The organism is Arenibacter algicola, from assembly GCF_000733925.1.
Taxonomy (GTDB): Bacteria; Bacteroidota; Bacteroidia; order Flavobacteriales; family Flavobacteriaceae; genus Arenibacter; species Arenibacter algicola.
Genome location: NZ_JPOO01000001.1, coordinates 2,067,258 through 2,086,711, shown reverse-complemented (window position 1 = coordinate 2,086,711; position 19,454 = coordinate 2,067,258). Strand labels below are relative to the sequence as shown.

Below are 19,454 nucleotides of genomic sequence, written 5' to 3'. Positions count from 1 at the left end.
TAAATGCTAGGCCTTTTATTTCAACACTCAATTACATATGCTCAAAAGAATTGCTGTTTTACTAACATTAGCGCTAACCTCCTGCTCGGTATTCAAACCTTCCATACCAACACCCAAGCATGAATTTAGAGGGGTATGGATAGCCACCGTGGTTAATATAGACTGGCCAAAAAGCGGCCTCGATGATATTGAAAAACAGAAACAGGACTATCTGAAAATCCTTGATTTTTATAATGACTTAAATTTTAATGCCGTAATTGTTCAAATTAGGGCAGCCGGGGATGCTTTTTATCCATCCCAATACGCACCTTGGTCAAGATTTTTGACCGGCAATGAAGGAGTAGCTCCAGAACCTTATTACGATCCATTACAATGGATGATACAGGAAGTACATGCCAGGGGAATGGAGTTCCACGCATGGCTTAACCCCTACAGGGCCACCTTTGATGAAAAATTGGAAATCCTAAGCAAAAACCATGATTACAACCTTCACCCGGATTGGATGCTGAAATACGGAAAAAAATACTATTACAATCCCGGATTACCGGAAGTACAACAGCATTTAACAAATATCATGGGAGAAGTCGTGACCAATTACGATGTAGATGCAGTTCATTTTGACGATTACTTCTATCCCTATAAGATAACCAATGAAACCTTTGAGGATACAGATGCCTATTCCAAATACGCCCAACCACGGCAATCCTTGGAAGATTGGAGAAGAAGCAATATAGATAGTTTGGTCAAGAAGGTACACAACACCATAAAAATTAAAAAACCTTGGGTACAGTTCGGTATAAGTCCGTTCGGAGTATGGAAAAACAACAGCACCGATCCTCTTGGATCGGACACCAAAGCCGGGCAGACCACCTATGAGGACCTATACGCCGATCCGTTGTTATGGATGAAAATGGGTTGGATAGACTATTTGGCACCCCAAGTATATTGGAGCATGGATCTACCCGTAGCATCCCACAAAAAGATAGTGGACTGGTGGTCCAAAAACAGTATTAATACCAACCTATATATTGGCAACGGACCCTACAAAATTAGAAACAACAGTGACAAGGCGTGGGATAGGAAAAAAGAACTTCCTAACCAATTAAGCTTCGCCAGAGAAACTAACAATGTAATCGGTAATGTGTTTTTTAGTGCCAAATCCTTAATGTCAAACAAAGAGGATGTGCTAAAAATATTGAAGAAAAAATACTACCAAAATATTGCTTTGCCCCCTACTTCGCCTTTACAAAAAAATGCATTTCAGAGTGAAAGTATTGAAACACAATTTCAGGAAAAAGATGGTCTTTTACATTTCAGTATTCCATCAACAGAAAGACAAAATTTAAGATATGCTTTGGTATATGTAGCCAAAAAAGAATCAAAATTAAACCTGGAAAATTCAGATAAATTAGTCGCTAAAATTCCTTTACCGGAGTCCGGTAATTTTAGTTTTGACCGTTCGGGATTCAAGGGACGAAAACTTTTGGCCTTAACATTTATAAATAATTTTGGTCAGGAAAGTAGACCCAAAATCATCAGTCTAAATTAAAGTCAAAGAAGATTTGATATCTTCATGAACAAGAAAATAAAAATTAATTTTAGAACATAAAAAGCAGGTAAAATGATTCAAAAAGACAAGTGGGCATGGGCGTGGGTTCCTGTTTTATACTTTACACAAGGCATTCCATACGTACTTGTAGTTACAGTTTCGGTAATAATGTATAAAAAACTGGGTATCAGTAATTCAGATATTGGTTTGTACACGAGCTGGTTATACCTTCCGTGGGTATTAAAACCCCTTTGGAGTCCGTTTGTGGATCTCAATGGCACCAAACGAAAATGGTTTTTGAGCATGCAGCTAATTATTTCCCTTGCCATCCTGGGAGTGGGTTTAACCGTGCCGACATCCATATTTTTTACCACCACTTTGGCCTGTTTTTGGATGGCAGCTTTTGCTTCCGCAACCAACGATATTGCATCGGATGGATATTACATGTTGGGCCTGACAGAAAAAAAACAGGCCTTCTTTGTGGGCATGCGAAGTACCTTCTATCGCCTGGCCATGATCACCGGTCAAGGACTCATTGTTATCCTCGCAGGATTTCTGGAAAACTATTATGGGGACAACACAAAAGCATGGTCTGTCACCATGATCGCCGCTGCCATTTTAATGTTGGCATTGACCATTGCCAACTTTTTTGTGACTCCAAAATATGAAACATCCGAAGCCATTGTTCAAGTAAGACCTGAGGGATTTTTGGACGTATTTATTTCCTTCTTTAAGAAGCCAAATATTGGAATCGCCCTGGCCTTTATTTTAAGTTATCGCCTCGGGGAATCCCAATTGGTAAAAATGGCCGCACCCTTTTTGTTGGACAAAACCTCAGCGGGCGGATTGGAATATTCCACCGAGGCGGTAGGAACCATTTACGGAACAGTTGGAGTAATTATGTTATCGTTGGGAGGCATACTTGGTGGCATCCTGATTTCCAAGGACGGATTAAAAAAATGGATGCTGCCAATGGTCTTGTCCCTTAATCTGCCCAATGCCATGTACGCCTTTTTGGCTTTGACAAAAACAACTAGCATAGTGGCAGTTGTGGCAACAGTGGTTTTGGAACAGTTTGGTTATGGCTTTGGCTTTGCCGCCTTTCTGATCTTCTTGATCTATGTTGCCGAGGGAATTTCCAAAACTTCACATTATGCCATAGCCACCGGATTTATGGCCTTGGGAATGATGCTGCCCGGAATGGCAAGTGGCTATATACAGGAATGGCTCGGATATGGAGGCTTTTTTGTCTGGGTGGTCATAGCTGCCCTTCCCGCGTTCTTCCTTTTAAAATTTATTAAATATCCTGCCGATTACGGTAAAAAAACCAATACCGATGATGTTTAAAATTGCACCCTCTAACACCGCCGCTACCCAGCTTGCCCTGAACGAGAAAGTTGGCCAATTGTTTATGCCCGCGGCCTTTATAAATGATACCGAAGAAGAAATACAAGGATTGGAAAAACTCATTGGCAAATACCATGTAGGTGGCCTCTGTTTCTTTCACAGTAGGGCAAGTGCCGCAACCAATTTTGAAGGAAAAAAGAAAATTGTTTACAATGAACAAAGCCTAACCACTCTTAATAACCTTATCCGTCGATACCAAAATGCGGCAAAATTTCCGTTGCTTATCAGCATTGATGCCGAATGGGGCTTGGCCATGCGGATAGAAAACACACCGCAATATCCCTATGCCATCACCTTGGGGGCCATACAGAACAAGGAGGATTTAATTTTTAAGGTGGGAAGGCAAATAGCCATGGACTGCAGAGAGGCAGGAATTCATTGGAATCTTGCACCCGTAGTGGACATCAATAACAATCCCAACAATCCCGTAATTGGCTACAGGTCATTTGGAGAAGATAAATTGAATGTCACCAAAAAAGCCAAAGCTTTTATAAAGGGAACACAGAGTGTTGGCGTTTTAAGCTGCATCAAACATTTTCCAGGACACGGAGATACGGCTACGGATTCACATCTTGGCTTGCCGATTATCACAAAATCCAAGGAAGCCCTAATCGAGAACGAACTTTATCCCTTTAGGGAAACGATAAAAAATGGAGTGGATAGCGTTATGGTGGGTCATTTATCCGTACCCTCTTTGGATAATGGTAAGGGTACTCCGGCCACTATTTCCAAAACCATTATTACAGGCCTTCTTCGTCAGGAACTCAATTTTAATGGCGTGGTTATATCAGACGCCTTGAACATGCATAGCGTTAGTAAAATGTTTCCGGAAAAAGGGGAACTTGAATGGCGTGCCTTTGATGCCGGAAATGATATCCTTTGTTTTGCAGAGAATACTGAGGAAGGCATTCAAAAAATAATGGGAAATGCAGACCCAGGCGAAATAGAAGAACGTTTTAAACGGGTATGGAAATTAAAGGAACAAGCCTTTGCCACCTATACCCTACCAAACACAATCAAAGAGGAACAGTCCTCTTTAAACAAACAGCTGGCCGAGGAAAGCCTTACTTTATTGACAGGGAGCGATAGGATTATTAGCGACTTTAAAAGAGAAGGCTTTAATTGCCTCTCCTTAGGGGAACCGACAAATAAAACGTTTTTGGAAGCCGCCTCCAAGATTGCTGCTAAGGGACCAAAAAATGAGGATAATGTTTTAATAGCCCTATATCCTCCAAAAGTTAAGCCGCAGAATAATTTTGAACTTAAAACTGAGGAATTGGAGCAGCTGCAGCACTTGTTAAAAACAAAGAAGGTTATGTTATATGTGTTTGGAAACCCTTATGTACTTAACCTCATTGAGTATAAGACCGCCAAAGCAGTGGTATTGGGATATCAAAATTTCATAGAGTTTCAAGATAATGCCCTGGCCCATTTCACTGCCGAAATTAATGCAAAAGGGACATTACCTATTACCATTAATCTAAAAGAGTCTTAAAGACAATGGAGAACGACATTATCAAATCCTGGAATAAAAATGCCCTTGAATGGATCAAGGTAATCGACAATGCCGATATCGAATCCAGAAAATTCACCAATAAGGCCATATTGGATCTCATTGGCAATTCTCCTGCCATCAAAATTGTGGATGTTGGCTGCGGGGAGGGATGGCTCACTAGAAGTCTTGGCACCATGGGTAAATTTGTGGTGGGCCTGGATGCCATTCCCGAATTATTGGAAAATGCTAAAATCAAAGGCGATGGCACCTATTATCAAATGTCCTACGAAGATATTATATTGGGAAAACCCATCCCTGAATCCCCTTTCGATGCGGCTGTATTCAACTTTTGTCTTTATCAAAGGGAAGGGCTGAGCCAACTTCTAAAGCAAGTAAAAAAATCGCTATCCGAAAATGGGTATATCGCCATACAGACCCTTCACCCCTACTTCTTATTGCAAAATAATTTGGAGTACAAGAGCCAATGGATCAACGATTCCTGGAAAGGCCTTCCGGGTAATTTCTCCGATGGCCATTCTTGGTATGCCCGTACCTTCGAATCATGGATGTCCGCATTTAAAAAAGCCGGACTTCAATTACACCAATTACAGGAAGTGACCAACGATGACCATAAACCCATTTCGATAATTTTTATATTGTCAGAATAGATCCAGGCCAACCTTATTAATCATAACAACATCAATAGTTAAAAATGAAAACATATAAAGTCATCGGGCTAATGTCAGGAACCTCCTTGGACGGATTGGACCTGGCTTACTGCCACATATGGGAAACCCCCACGGGTTGGGATTTCGAGATTAAACAAACGCAAAGTATTTCCTATAGCGAAGAAATGCAGACAAAACTTAAAAACTCCATTTACCTTCCCGCAGACCAATTGCTACAATTCCATAATTCCTATGGCAGCTGGCTAGGGCTGCAAGCCAAGGATTTTATTGAAGCCCATACCCTGGAAGTCGACTTTATCGCCAGCCATGGCCATACTACTCATCATCAACCACAAAACGGACTCACCTTCCAAATAGGTTCTGGACAGCATTTGGCCAATGAGAGCGCCACAAAAGTAATTTGCGATTTCAGGACCAACGACGTGGCTTTGGGCGGACAAGGTGCTCCCTTGGTACCTATAGGGGATCAGCTTTTTTTTGGTGAGTACGATTACTGTCTAAATCTTGGCGGAATTAGCAATATTTCCTTCGAACAAGATGGCAAAAGATTGGCCTATGACATAGGCCTGGCCAATATGATCCTCAATCATATTACCAAAAAAATAGACCTCGATTATGACAAGGGGGGTTCCTTGGCAAAGACAGGAGATATTAACCAAGACATGCTGGACCAACTCAACGACCTTCAATTCTATAAATTACCCTTTCCAAAGTCCATTGGATTCGAATGGTTTGTGGAAAAAGTAGTTCCCATTGTTGAAGCTACCAAGGACAGTATTGAAAATTTACTGCATACGGCTGTTCACCATATATGCGAACAAATAGCCATTCAAGTAAAGGGGCATGGGAATAAAACAAATAAGAGCTTATTTGTTACCGGGGGTGGGGCTCTAAACACCTTCCTTATGGATTGTTTACAGGAGAAACTTGGGGAGGAAACTAAAGTTGTTGCCCCCTCTAAAACCTTGATCGAATTTAAAGAGGCCCTGGTATTTGCACTTATGGGAGTCTTGCGGGAAGAACACAAAATTAATTGCCTCAGTTCCGTTACGGGGGCCAAAAGGGATTCCTTTGGCGGTGTTATTTATATACCGGCCTAAAACATATCGTTTGGTATATTAAATCAAAACCTTATCTTGGTTACATAAATATTACCTCTTTACAAAACCAAAACTATAATGAGCGAGAAACAAAAAAAAGCAACCGCCTATTGGAAAGAAAATGTCCGTTATTTATTTATTCTTTTAGCCATATGGTTTGCCGTTTCCTTCGGGGCCGGAATATTATTTAAGGATACCCTGAACACTATAAAAATTGGTGGATTTAAATTGGGATTTTGGTTTGCCCAACAAGGGTCTATCTACGTTTTTGTGATCCTAATATTCGTTTATGTACGCCTTATGAACAAGTTGGACAAAAAGTATGGTTACAACGAATAGCCTCTTTGAATTTTCCAAAACGGCTTATAAATACCGAAATCCTTTGGGCTTACCACCCAATTGGTCAAAAACACAATCCAAAATATCAACCAAAAAACTTAAAATATGAGTGTTCAAGTCTGGACGTACCTCCTTGTAGGAGTCACCTTTGCCCTGTATATAGGAATAGCCATTTGGTCCAGAGCAGGATCAACCAAGGAATTTTATGTAGCCGGTGGTGGGGTTTCCCCCTTGGCAAACGGAATGGCCACTGCGGCCGACTGGATGTCGGCAGCTTCCTTTATCTCCATGGCCGGAATTATTGCCTTTGCAGGTTATGATGGCTCGGTTTACCTAATGGGCTGGACGGGAGGCTATGTGCTCCTGGCCCTACTCCTTGCCCCCTATTTGCGAAAATTTGGAAAATTTACGGTTCCAGATTTTATAGGGGACCGCTATTATTCCAATACCGCCCGTATGGTGGCCGTGTTCTGCGCATTGATTGTTTCCTTTACCTATGTGGCCGGACAAATGCGGGGTGTTGGTGTGGTCTTCTCTAGGTTTTTACAGGTAGACATCAATACTGGGGTGATCATTGGAATGGTCATTGTACTCTTTTATGCTGTCCTGGGAGGCATGAAAGGAATTACCTATACACAGGTGGCCCAATATTGTGTGCTAATATTCGCCTTTATGGTCCCTGCCATTTTTATTTCCTTTCAAATGACAGGCAACCCTATCCCACAACTGGGAATGGGTTCTACCCTTAATGATGGTTCGGGAACCTTTTTAATGGATCGGTTAAACGGGCTATCCACAGAATTGGGCTTTGCCGAATATACCGACGGTACAAAATCGGTCATCGATGTCTTTGCCATTACCTTGGCCCTTATGGTAGGTACGGCAGGATTACCCCACGTAATAGTAAGGTTCTTTACCGTAAAAAGGGTCAAAGATGCGCGCAAATCGGCCGGACTTGCATTGTTGCTTATCGCCATCCTTTACACTACGGCTCCCGCGGTTTCGGTTTTCGCGAAAATAAATTTGATAGATACCGTAAGCAACGAAAAATACAGCCTTATGCCCGTTTGGTTTAAAAACTGGGAGGAAACAGGATTATTGACCTTCGACGACAAAAATAAGGATGGAATTATTCAATATGTGGCCGACAAGGATAAGAACGAATTAACCGTAGACAACGATATTATGGTGCTGGCCAATCCAGAAATTGCCAACCTGCCGGCCTGGGTAATTGCCTTGGTGGCCGCTGGAGGTTTGGCTGCTGCCCTCAGTACTGCAGCAGGATTGTTATTGGTTATCTCGGCCTCAGTTTCCCATGACCTGATCAAAAAAGTATTTAAACCCAATATCTCTGAAAAAGGTGAGCTATGGGCGGCGAGGGGTGCAGCAACAGTTGCTGTGGTTATTGCAGGGTATTTTGGAATTAACCCCCCTGGATTTGTGGCGGCCGTAGTTGCCCTTGCCTTTGGACTGGCGGCAGCCTCCTTTTTCCCTGCCATTGTCCTGGGCATTTTTTACAAAAAAATGAACAAGGAAGGCGCCATTGGAGGTATGGTAGTTGGGATAAGTCTAATGCTGTTCTATATGGCCAAATTTAAATTGGGCTGGTTGGGCGAAATTCCCGATAAGTCGGAGTGGTGGTTTGGCATATCCCCGGAAGGCTTTGGAACCGTAGCCATGATCGTCAATTTTATTGTTGCACTGGTCATTAATAGGTTTACACCCGAACCCCCGGAAAACGTGCAGGAAATAGTAGAGAACATTAGGATTCCCAGTGGTGCAGGAGAGGCTGTGGACCACTAATCCAAGTAGCTGGACCAAAATGTTGATGGTTTAAATAAAATGCAGATCAATTAGAAGTAATTGTCTACTTTGAACAGGGAATGGAACAAACCTCTTATCTCCTTGCCAAGGTTTTAACACATTCTCATAAAATTGGCATTTCAACATTAAATTCATATTAGGAAACCTTCCTTTTATGGATGATTTATATAAATTTATAGAAATTTTAAAAATACGATGAGCAATTATCACATTAAGCATTTAGAAGAGTACTATCAGGTTTATCGAAAATCGGTTCGCGAACCAGAAAATTTCTGGGGAGAAGTGGCCGAAGAGCATTTTTTATGGAGAAAAAAGTGGGACAACGTTTTAAGTTGGGATTTCGAAAAACCTGAAATTAAATGGTTCGAAGGGGCACAATTAAATATTACCGAAAATTGTATAGATAGGCACCTACTTGCCAGGGGAGAAAAAACGGCCATTATTTTTGAGCCCAATAACCCGGAGGAGGAAGCCCAACATATTACTTACCGTCAGCTTCACCAGCGCGTTTGTCAACTGGCCAACGTATTAAAGGATCAAGGTGTTAAAAAAGGGGATCGGGTCTGTATATACCTACCCATGATCCCGGAATTGTCTATTGCCCTCTTGGCCTGTGCCAGGATAGGTGCGATACACTCCGTGGTGTTCGCTGGTTTTTCATCCACTGCCCTGGCTACCCGTATCAACGACAGTGATTGTAAATTGCTAATAACCTCTGATGGCTCCTATAGAGGTTCCAAATCTATTGACCTGAAAGGAATTGTAGACGAAAGTTTGGAAGATTGCCCTGGAGTTAAAACGGTTTTGGTCGTAAAACGTACCAACGCCAAAATAAATATGACGGAAGGGCGTGACAAGTGGCTACAGCCCTTATTGGAAAATGCCTATTTGGATTGCGTCCCGGAAATAATGAACGCAGAGGATCCTTTGTTCATTTTGTATACCTCCGGTTCTACCGGAAAGCCAAAGGGAATGGTACATACTACCGCAGGCTATTTAGTGTATACCGCCTATACATTTAAGAATGTTTTTCAATATACGGAGAACGATGTTTACTGGTGTACTGCGGATATTGGCTGGGTTACCGGACATAGCTATATTGTTTACGGCCCCTTGGCCAATGGCGCCACCACCCTCATGTTCGAAGGGGTACCCAGCTATCCGGATTTCGGAAGGTTTTGGGAAATTGTGGAAAAACACAAAGTAAACCAATTTTATACTGCTCCTACAGCTATCCGCGCCCTGGCAAAGCAAAATATAGCCTTTGCCGAAAACCATGATCTGTCCTCGCTAAAAGTCTTGGGCTCCGTTGGGGAACCCATCAACGAAGAGGCTTGGCATTGGTACAACGACGTTATTGGAAAAAAGAACAGTCCAATTGTGGATACTTGGTGGCAAACAGAAACAGGAGGCATAATGATAACGCCCATTCCTTATGTTACCCCTACTAAACCAACCTATGCAACCCTCCCCTTTATAGGGATACAACCGGCATTGATGGACGAGCAGGGCAAGGAACTCAAAGGCAACCAAGTAGAAGGCCGACTCTGTATAAAATTCCCTTGGCCAGGAATGGCAAGGACCATTTGGGGCGATCATGATAGATATAAAGACACCTATTTCTCTGCATTTCCCAACAAATACTTTTCCGGGGATGGTGCCCTAAGGGACGAAGTAGGATACTACAGAATTACCGGTCGCGTAGATGACGTAATCATCGTATCTGGCCACAACTTGGGCACGGCTCCAATAGAGGATGCCATAAACGAGCACCCGGCAGTGGCAGAATCGGCCATTGTAGGTTTCCCTCACGATATTAAGGGCAATGCACTATATGGCTATGTAATATTGAAGGAAACAGGGGAATCCCGTAACCACGATAATTTAAGGATCGAAATTAACCAGATCATTACCGAGCACATTGGCCCAATTGCCAAACTGGATAAGATACAGTTTACCTCTGGCCTGCCAAAGACCCGTTCCGGCAAGATCATGAGGCGTATACTGCGCAAAATTGCCAGCAGGGACATGAACAATTTGGGAGATACCAGTACACTGCTAAATCCTGAAGTAGTAGAAGAAATTAAGGACAACGTACTATAATTAATTGGTGGGGCATTGCCACTTTATATAAAAACATAAAGTGGCCGTGCTTTCCGCTATATCTTTTTTATGCCGCGGACTTTTTGCCGGCACCAACCTATTTCCCCCAAAGACATAAAAAAGGATGCCGCTGCAATCACTAATGCGGAGACCGACCATTGCCTCAGGGAGGGTGGATTTCCGTAAAATATTTAAACGCTGGCTTATGTAGTAATAGTAAATTGGCATGCGCAACAAGCAAGATGCTGTTTATTAAAAACCACCATCCTGGAGCTTCCGAATAATTGAAATTCATTAGCTGAAAATGAATACTTTAAAGGCTCCAGCAATTATTTTTAAGTCAATTACCCGAAGGTAGACCTGTCTGGCCGAAAAAGGCAGGCCCATTAGGCATCGGAAGAAAACTTCCGATAACAATTCGAAGCAAGACCGGACAGAACGGGGAAGCGAACGAGCAACTAAATCTCACTTGGTGAGCAACTTTTACTATATGAGCAAAATTGAAATAAGGACAGTGGATGTCGTCCAATATATAAAGCCCTTGCGCGAGGGAGGCTCCCTTCCCGCAATTGTAAAGGCCGATGACGGATTCCTTTACGTTTTAAAGTTTAGGGGTGCCGGACAAGGAAAAAAAGCGCTGATTGCAGAGCTTATCGGTGGCGAACTTGCTCGGGCCATAGGACTTAAGGTTCCTGAAATGGTGTTCATGAACCTCGATGATTCCTTTAGCAAGACAGAGCCGGATGAGGAAATTCAAGACCTTCTAAAATTTAGCGTAGGCCTAAATCTAGGGCTACATTTTTTATCCAGTGCCATTACCTATGATCCCTTGGTATCCAGAATTGATGAAATGACTGCTTCAAAAGTGGTATTATTGGATAGCCTAATCAGCAATATAGACCGTACTGCCAAAAACACCAACCTATTACATTGGAATAAGGAATTGTGGGTTATAGACCATGGCGCAAGTTTTTATTTTCACCATAATTGGGATACATGGAAAAACCATCTTAGCAGAACTTTTCCACTTATAAAAGACCACGTACTTCTATCCAGGGCCACTAGATTAGCTGAAGCCGCCCATGAAATAAAACAATCGATCGAAAGCAACAAGTTTGAAGAAATTATAGCAACAATACCTGATGACTGGTTGCAGAGCGAATCGGATACCTTGACCCCAGAAGAAATGAGATCGGCCTACATAGAATATTTAAATGCCAAACTTTCTATGATTCAATTGTTAGTAAAAGAATCTGAAGATGCAAGATAGAGTTAAATATGAATATGCCATTATTAGAATTGTTCCCAAAGTGGAGCGGGAAGAATTCTTTAACGTGGGCGTTATACTGTTCTCAAAAAGGAAAAAATTTCTTAGGGTAAAATTTCATATCTGCAAGAAAAAGTTGGCCACCTTTTCTTGTGAAATCGACTTCGATACCTTGAATAACTATTTAAAAGCTTGGGAAGACATCTGCATTGGATCTCCAAAAGGAGGCACCATTGGCGAATTGGAATTATCGGACAGGTTTAGGTGGCTAACAGCCTCTAGAAGTACTATTATACAAAGTTCCGAAACCCACTCCGGTCTCTGTATAGAGCCAGAAAAGGAACTACAATATATATTTGATTCCTTTGTGCTTTAAACGCCACCACAGGCCAACTTAGAACTACTCATTAAGTCTCAATTCTCCTACAATATGCTTTAGCTGATCGTGGGTAATTGGCTTAACAATATAATCGGTGATTTCGCTTATTTTCTTTGCCCTCTCAATATCCACAGGGTCTACCGATGAGGAGACCATATAAATCGTTATTTTCTTTCCCAGTTTTGGCTTTATCTTTACATATTCCTCCATGAATTGAAATCCGTCCATGATAGGCATATCTATATCCAAAAAAATCACATCCGGAAGCTCCTTATCATTGTGTAGATTATCCAACATAAAATCCAAAGCCTCTTCACCATCCGAAAAAACCATAATCTTATCGGTCAAATTAAGTGATTTCATGGTCATGACCATGGTAAATTGATATATATCGTCGTCATCAACAATACAAACTTTTAAAGAACTACTCATTTACTATCTAATTAAAATTAATATTAAAGGTGGTACCCACATTTACTTCACTTTCAGCCGAAATAGACCCGCCATGCGCTTCGACTTGCGTTTTGGTCATGAACAAACCAATTCCCCTAGCATCGGGATGCCTATGAAAAACCTTGTTCAAACCAAACAATTTATGGCCATGCCTTTTTAAATTTATTCCTTGCCCATTATCAGTAACCTTCAAGAATTTTTTACCATTTTCAATTCCAGATGATACATATATTTCAGGTACTCTATCCGCACTCCTGTATTTTAGGGCATTTCCAACCAAGTTAAGAAAAATACTTTCTAAATAAATTTTATTGTAGGCAATATCGGGTAAATTTGAAAAATCGCTTTTAATTACGGCTCCAGTTCTCATAATTTCGCCAGAAAGTATTTCCTGTGTTTTAACCATCATCGAATGAAATTCAATTTTCTCCAGCTTATCCTCATTATTATCTTTCCTTATGTTTAAAGCCTCTACCAAAGTATTGAGTGTTAACGTAAGATGGTTGACAACGCTTTCCAATTTTTGGAACAGATCCACACGCTCCTCCTCACTTTGGGCAAGTTTATAAAACCCTAAAAGAGAATTAAGGTTGCTCACCGGAGCTCTTAAATTGTGTGAGGTTATCTGGGTAAAATCTGCCAGTTTCGTGTTTTGGGCAAGCAATTTTTTAGCAAAGACTTCTAACTCCTCCTTGGCCTTCAATATTTTTTTCTCTGCTATTTTTTGGGAGGTAATATCCCTTATGGCCGCCGATACCAATACCCCTTCTTCCGTTTTAAGTGGGCTGAGACTTATTTGTATAGGGATTGATTTTCCTTTTTTATTTATTGCGAATAATTCTTTTCCCTCCCCCATATGCCGTGCTTTGGGGTTGGCAAAGAAATCTGACCTTTGGCCAAGATGTTTGGCGCTATAGGCTTCAGGTATGAGAATTTCTACGGATTCACCTATTAGTTCCTGGGCGCTGTACCCGAATAATTTTTTCGCCTGCTTGTTAATCATATGAATGTTCCTAGCTTCATTGACTATCACCATGGCATCGGGAGCTGATTCCAACAGACCCCGAAATTTTATTTCCGCCATCCGCTGTTCCGTTACATCCTGGCATGTGCCCACCAACTCAGTTACATCACCTGCGTCATTCGTTATAATTTCTGCCAATAGCTGAATATTTTTCACCGTGCCATCCCTTAACTTGATTCGATGTAATAGATCCGGAAATTTTTTTTCCTCCAAAGAAAATTGCACATGATTTGTCACCATTTCCTTGTCCTCTGGATGCACAAATGAAAAATAGGTATCATAAGTCAACAGAGTCTCTTCATCAATATTAAAAATCTTATATAAATTGGAAGACCATCTCACCTCATTGGTAACTGTATTCCATTGCCAGTTCCCGATCATTGTTAGACGTTCGGCAAAATTAAGAACCTGATTTTTTCGCAATAGCTCGTTCTCCACATTCTTAATAGCAGTAATATCGGAGGCTACATTTAAAGTTCCTATTATTTCCCCATCCCCATTTTTAATGGCCGATATGGTTACCTGAACCGTAATTTTAGTGCCATCTTTCTTAATATAGGTCCATTCCCTAACATCAAATTCGTTATTTTCCGCCAACCCCTTAAATGAATCCTTGCCATATTTTTGGAACATATCCTGCCTAAATCTTTCTACCTCCTCCATCTTCACAAATACAAAAGGCATTTTTGCACCTACAATTTCATCAGCTGAATAACCCAATAAATACTCAGCTCCATGGTTGAAATGATTTATAATCCCTTTATCATTCGTTGTGATTATGGCAACCGACTTGGAATTGAATATGGCCTTTAATTCGGCATTGGCCTTATTGAGTGCCATTTCAGAAAGTTTTCTATGATTTATATCCTGAAATATGCCATAAAGCCGAACGCATACTCCGTCCTCAAATTCGCCATTGCCTACAGACCTCACCCAAATGGAATTACCCTTGGCGGTCACAAGTTCTAATTCTACATCATAAGGGACTCCCCTCGAAATTACCTTTTCTACCGACTTCCGTATTAAATCCCGACTTTCGCCTTCCTTATAAAAATTTATGGCAGTGTCCAAGCTAGGTTGAAAATTCTCCTCCACCTCATGTATTTCACGAACGACCGGACTCCAATAAATCGAATTCCTTTTCAAGTCTACTTCCCATATGCCTAAACGAGCTACCTCACTGGTTTTATCCAATATCTCCAACATACGGTTCCTCTCCTTTTCCCTTTCCTTCTGAGGTGTTATATCTCCGGTATGCATTAGTAAACCACCTATCTCTCCCTCCGAAACATACCATGGCCGAACATCCCAATATATCCATTGTATTGATCCATCAGCACGTTTAAAGGGTGCCTCCTCACAAATATCAATGGCGCCATTAAGGCATTTTTGATGGTTGGCTTTCCAATCTTCTCCTATTTCCGGGAATAGATCATAATGCGACTGGCCAATTATTTCCTTGCCTTGCATTTTATAATCCGTGATCCAACGTTGGGATACTGCTATATAGCGCATATCCTTGTCCAACATTGCAATGGCAGTGGGGGCTTGTTCAATAAAGATTTTATTATACTGTTCTCGTTGTTCAGATTCCCTTTTAGACATATTCAACTCCCTAAGATTTATAAAAAATTCCTAAAGTTAATATTTAATGGCCCTAGCAAATTAGCTTATACAACTGTTACAACCATTACATTCCCTACCAATTACAGGCCAAAATAGTTGCATATGGCCATAAATTTCAATCACATGATTCAAAATTTATGCCCATTTGTTAAAATTAGTATATTTTTCCTACATACGTCAAAGACAATAAACATGCGTTGCTATTTAGCCATTTTTAAGTAGGTTATCTAAAAAATCAAGCGATTCCAAGGTCCAAATCCGTGAATAGGATAAAATTAAGCTGTAAGCATCATTAAAACGTAACATTCAATCAATTCAGGAATTTTTGGAATATCAGGGATGGATCAATATTCCGTAACACAATTTTAACTCTAATATTTATTACCCTTAAAATCACTATATTGGCATACCCCCTTTTTTATACACTTAAACATAGCTCCTTTAAAACCAATCATAGATCAATGGAGGAAACCAATGAACACTTAAAGAGGGAGGTAGGTGCTATGGGGCTTAGTGCCAATCTTGTCAATATTATGATCGGGGCCGGAATATTTGCATTACCTGCTATTGTTGCGGCCGGACTAGGATCCTCCAGTATTTTCGCTTACTTATTCTGTGGCCTACTAATTACGTTGGTAATGCTCTGTTTTGCCGAAATTGGCAGTAAAGTAACCTCTTCAGGTGGGGCATATACCTATATAGAAACCTCATTCGGGCCTTATTTTGGTTTTCTTACGGTTATCTTATTTGTTCTATCCGCAACTTCGGCAGATGCGGCCGTAGCCAACGCCCTTGTGGATATTATTGGAACTATGTTTCCCGTTTTTAAATCGAACACCCTCAGAATATTGTTTTTTATTATCCTATTTGGCATATTGGGGTATATCAATGTAAGGGGAATAAAAGAAGGAATGCTTGTGGTAAAGACCATTACCATTATCAAACTAATCCCACTATTACTGTTGGTTATTTTTTCATGGGGGGAAGTATCCTTGGATCATCTTTCTATAAATTCCATTGCTAGCATTGAAGATATTGGTAAAATATCACTTATTCTATTTTTTGCCTTTCAAGGTGCAGAGTCGGGTCTATCCATTAGTGGGGAGGTCAAGGATCCAGCTAAAAATATTCCCAAAGCAATATTTATAAGTGTTGTCGGCGTTTTAATTCTTTATATCCTTATTCAAGCAGTTTCCTTAGGTGTACTTGGGGCATCTTTGGCCACCAATAAGGAAAATCCCCTTAGCTTTGTTGCCGATCAGGTTTTTGGCCCCATAGGCTTTACTATTATGACCATTGGAGCAGCTATTTCCATGCTCGGAAATTTAAGCAGTGAAATTTTGAGCATTCCCAGAATCTTATTTAGGGCTTCTAAAGATAATGTATTGCCCCTAAGTCCTCTCTCTAAAGTCCACGACAGATTTTCCACTCCCTACATTGCAATAATTGCCTATGCCACCTCGGGATTTTTATTGGCCTCCTTTGGTGGATTTCAACAAATGGCCATTATTTCCAGTGCATCCATTTTACTGGTCTATTTGGGAGTAACACTTTCAGTAATTAAACAGAGAAGAAAAAAGGCGAAACCAACTTCAAAAGAATTTAGGATACCCGGAGGCTACCTAGTCCCGATACTATCGGTAATTATTATTGTTTGGTTGTTATCCAACCTCGAACGCCAGGAGTTTATCGGATTTGGGGTCTATTTGGTGATCCTAACCTTTATTTATTTACTTAAGGACAAGATTTGGAAAAAAATAAAAAATTCCCAATAACATTGAATTCCATTAAGAATATATGTGCCGTTTAAAAGAAATTGATTTGATTAAGCCAATTTAGCTTTGTTCAATTTAGTAGAGAAAGACAATTCTTTTTTTACCCTAGAATTTTTGAACATATACAAACGTGCTACCTTGTTTTCGTTTTTTACGGAAACTTCACTTTCGGTAGAAGTAACAATACTCATGGTAACAGTTTCAACTTTCACTTCCTGTCCAACAGTGTTTGCTTGTGCAGCTACTCCGATAAAAAGAACAAAGATTAAAGTTAAAAGCGTTTTCATGATGCGTTGTTTTGTTATGTAAATTTAACGCCACATGCACCCCTGTATAGGTCACAAATCGTTTAAACCCCCTTATTTTTCGGTATCTGACAAATCTCCCGATTAAGTGCAGGAAATGTTCGGTGAGTGAAAACCGGACTAGAAAACGCTAATCGATATTAATGGTATTTAATCGATAAATCTTACACGATCAAAGCCGCCTAAAGCCACATTCATTCAAATTTTGTAGTATAAAACTTATAATTTAAACAAAGCTTTAAGTGGACTCGCCCGCCAAACGACTCTATTTATAACCGATGCCCGAATGCTCTTAGAATTTGAAGCTGTTTTAGTTACATCATCCATGGCCGCTCATAACTAGCTATAACTTAAAAGCAAACAAAAAGAGTTGTAATCAAAAGTTTGACTGGATAGATTTAATTCTGGTATGAGAAGATATCCTCTCCTTACCGATTCCGTTGCACCGAAATATTAAGCCAATTTAGCTTTGTTCAATTTAGTAGAGAAAGACAATTCTTTTTTTACCCTAGAATTTTTGAACATGTACAAACGTGCTACCTTGTTTTCGTTTTTTAGGGAAACTTCATTTTCGGTAGAAGTAACAATACTCATGGTAACAGTTTCAACTTTCACTTCCTGTCCAACAGTGTTTGCTTGTGCAGCTACTCCGATAAAAAGAACAAAGATTAAAGTTAAAAGCGTTTTCATGATGCGTTGTTTTGTTATGTAAATTTAACGCCACATGCACCCCTGTACAGTCCACAAATCGTTTAAACCCCCTTATTTTTCGGTATCTGACAAATCTCCCGATTAAGTGCAGGAAATGTTCGGTGAGTGAAAACCGGACTAGAAAACGCTAATCGATATTAATGGTATTTAATCGGTAAATCTTACAAGATTAAAGCACCTTAAAGCCACATTCATTCAATAATTGTAGTAATAATCTTAGTAAATTCAGGATGAGATTGGACTAGCAATTCGAATTAAGGCCTTTCTTAGATTATCCGTGCATGCCTTCGTTAGTCGAATGAACCAATACAGCACCATTAGGGCTATACACTTTTAAATATGGGTCTCAAAAATAAAATTGATATTTTAAAACTTTTAAGCAGGAAATCCGTAAGTATTTTTGAATAACAAACACTAAAGGATAAAGTATATGTAAAACATACTTTTGGTAAAACTGTCTTACCTTTATAAAGGCAAGATTTTTGTAGTTGTATAATTTTGGCATAACCTAAGTTGGTGCTACCAAGAAAATAGAACATAATAACGTTAAGAAATTTATCTATGAGACTTTTACAGATTACCCTATTTACTATTTTGGGATTTTCCGCAATCAGCTGTCAATCCAAAACCAAATCGGAACAAAAGCAAGAAATTATTGCACTCACCCCCAATGAACTCCAACAATATGAAACGGCCTATTTTGCCAGCGGTTGTTTTTGGTGTGTGGAAGCTATTTTTGAAAGTGTAAAGGGTGTAAAGGAAGTGGTCTCCGGTTATTCTGGCGGCAAAGAAAAAAACCCGACTTACGAGGACGTAGGTTACGGGCGCACTACACATGCAGAGGCAGTTGAAGTGTACTACGACCCAAAGCTTGTTTCTTTTGAAACCTTGGTAAAAGTATTTTTCGGCTCCCATGATCCCACTACCTTAAACCGGCAGGGTCCGGACAAAGGTGCCCAATACAGATCTATAGCCTTTTATAAAAACGATAGTGAAAAGAAGATAATTAACGACTACATTTCACAACTGCAAAAAGAAAAAGTCTATTCAGCTCCTATAGTTACGGAAGTAAAATCCTTTAAAATTTTTTACGATGCGGAAGACTATCACCAAGATTATGAAAAAAACAATCCCAACAACTCCTATATCTTAAACGTATCGGTACCAAGGTTGAAACGATTTCAAGCTAAATTTCCGGAATTATTAAAAGATCAGGCCCATTAATATATACTATTTCATGGAGTCAATCCTTAGTAGTTACTAACTGTTGTAACAAGAAGAATATTTAGAATTTACAATTAGGCCGACAGCATCAAGTGTGTCGGCCATTTTTTTATGTGCATTTTTAATATAACAATCAGGCCAATTTTAGTGTATTAGGGCAATATTTAATCACTTTTTTATACCT

The 19,454-nt window shown here is 40.2% G+C and carries 16 protein-coding genes; 12 read left to right on the top strand and 4 right to left on the bottom strand.

Annotated features, from left to right (window positions below):
* Nucleotides 1-37: 37 nt before the first annotated feature.
* From U735_RS0108915 to U735_RS0108860, 10 genes are all read left to right on the top strand, one after another.
* Complete coding sequence (locus U735_RS0108915; RefSeq protein WP_031443494.1) at nucleotides 38-1,549, top strand: glycoside hydrolase family 10 protein; 1,512 nt, start codon at nucleotides 38-40, stop codon at nucleotides 1,547-1,549.
* A 72-nt stretch (nucleotides 1,550-1,621) separates the two neighbouring features.
* Nucleotides 1,622-2,896, top strand: coding sequence for an MFS transporter (locus U735_RS0108910; protein ID WP_031443493.1), 1,275 nt, complete (start codon nucleotides 1,622-1,624; stop codon nucleotides 2,894-2,896).
* Nucleotides 2,886-4,451 (top strand): glycoside hydrolase family 3 protein, encoded by a 1,566-nt coding sequence (locus U735_RS0108905; RefSeq protein WP_232233206.1) that lies wholly within the window; start codon nucleotides 2,886-2,888, stop codon nucleotides 4,449-4,451. The genes U735_RS0108910 and U735_RS0108905 overlap by 11 nt, the downstream gene beginning before the upstream one ends.
* Before the next feature lie 5 nt (nucleotides 4,452-4,456).
* Nucleotides 4,457-5,119 carry a class I SAM-dependent methyltransferase gene (locus U735_RS0108900; RefSeq protein WP_031443491.1) on the top strand — a complete coding sequence of 221 codons (663 nt, stop codon included), beginning with the start codon at nucleotides 4,457-4,459 and terminating at the stop codon, nucleotides 5,117-5,119.
* A gap of 44 nt (nucleotides 5,120-5,163) precedes the next feature.
* On the top strand, nucleotides 5,164-6,240 hold the full coding sequence (locus U735_RS0108895) for an anhydro-N-acetylmuramic acid kinase (protein WP_031443490.1): 1,077 nt from the start codon (nucleotides 5,164-5,166) through the stop codon (nucleotides 6,238-6,240).
* Nucleotides 6,241-6,318: 78 nt separating this feature from the next.
* Nucleotides 6,319-6,579 (top strand): DUF4212 domain-containing protein, encoded by a 261-nt coding sequence (locus U735_RS0108890; protein ID WP_031443489.1) that lies wholly within the window; start codon nucleotides 6,319-6,321, stop codon nucleotides 6,577-6,579.
* Between the two features lie 105 nt (nucleotides 6,580-6,684).
* Nucleotides 6,685-8,382 (top strand): sodium:solute symporter family protein, encoded by a 1,698-nt coding sequence (locus U735_RS0108885; protein ID WP_031443488.1) that lies wholly within the window; start codon nucleotides 6,685-6,687, stop codon nucleotides 8,380-8,382.
* A 216-nt stretch (nucleotides 8,383-8,598) separates the two neighbouring features.
* Nucleotides 8,599-10,506, top strand: a complete 1,908-nt coding sequence (gene acs / locus U735_RS0108875) for an acetate--CoA ligase (protein ID WP_031443486.1) — start codon at nucleotides 8,599-8,601, stop codon at nucleotides 10,504-10,506.
* A 490-nt stretch (nucleotides 10,507-10,996) separates the two neighbouring features.
* Entirely contained in the window at nucleotides 10,997-11,776 is a 780-nt protein-coding gene (locus tag U735_RS0108865) for a HipA family kinase (RefSeq protein WP_031443484.1), read from the top strand.
* Nucleotides 11,766-12,149, top strand: a complete 384-nt coding sequence (locus tag U735_RS0108860) for a DUF3037 domain-containing protein (protein WP_031443483.1) — start codon at nucleotides 11,766-11,768, stop codon at nucleotides 12,147-12,149. Before U735_RS0108865 ends, U735_RS0108860 begins: the two co-directional genes overlap by 11 nt.
* 24 nt (nucleotides 12,150-12,173) lie before the next feature.
* Here the strand turns inward: U735_RS0108860 and U735_RS0108855 are convergent, their stop codons facing one another.
* Both U735_RS0108855 and U735_RS0108850 read right to left on the bottom strand, forming a co-directional pair.
* Nucleotides 12,174-12,584, bottom strand: coding sequence for a response regulator (locus U735_RS0108855; protein ID WP_031443482.1), 411 nt, complete (start codon nucleotides 12,582-12,584; stop codon nucleotides 12,174-12,176).
* A 7-nt stretch (nucleotides 12,585-12,591) separates the two neighbouring features.
* Nucleotides 12,592-15,234 carry a PAS domain S-box protein gene (locus U735_RS0108850; protein ID WP_031443481.1) on the bottom strand — a complete coding sequence of 881 codons (2,643 nt, stop codon included), beginning with the start codon at nucleotides 15,232-15,234 and terminating at the stop codon, nucleotides 12,592-12,594.
* Nucleotides 15,235-15,716: 482 nt separating this feature from the next.
* On the opposite strand from U735_RS0108850, the gene U735_RS0108845 reads away from it, so the two are divergent.
* Nucleotides 15,717-17,030, top strand: a complete 1,314-nt coding sequence (locus U735_RS0108845) for an APC family permease (RefSeq protein WP_031443480.1) — start codon at nucleotides 15,717-15,719, stop codon at nucleotides 17,028-17,030.
* Between the two features lie 50 nt (nucleotides 17,031-17,080).
* Here the strand turns inward: U735_RS0108845 and U735_RS0108840 are convergent, their stop codons facing one another.
* Both U735_RS0108840 and U735_RS0108835 read right to left on the bottom strand, forming a co-directional pair.
* Entirely contained in the window at nucleotides 17,081-17,317 is a 237-nt protein-coding gene (locus tag U735_RS0108840) for a hypothetical protein (protein ID WP_031443479.1), read from the bottom strand.
* Nucleotides 17,318-17,788: 471 nt separating this feature from the next.
* Complete coding sequence (locus U735_RS0108835) at nucleotides 17,789-18,025, bottom strand: hypothetical protein (RefSeq protein WP_031443478.1); 237 nt, start codon at nucleotides 18,023-18,025, stop codon at nucleotides 17,789-17,791.
* A gap of 582 nt (nucleotides 18,026-18,607) precedes the next feature.
* Between U735_RS0108835 and msrA the strand changes: the two genes are divergently transcribed.
* Complete coding sequence (msrA, locus tag U735_RS0108830) at nucleotides 18,608-19,270, top strand: peptide-methionine (S)-S-oxide reductase MsrA (RefSeq protein ID WP_031443477.1); 663 nt, start codon at nucleotides 18,608-18,610, stop codon at nucleotides 19,268-19,270.
* Nucleotides 19,271-19,454: the final 184 nt, after the last annotated feature.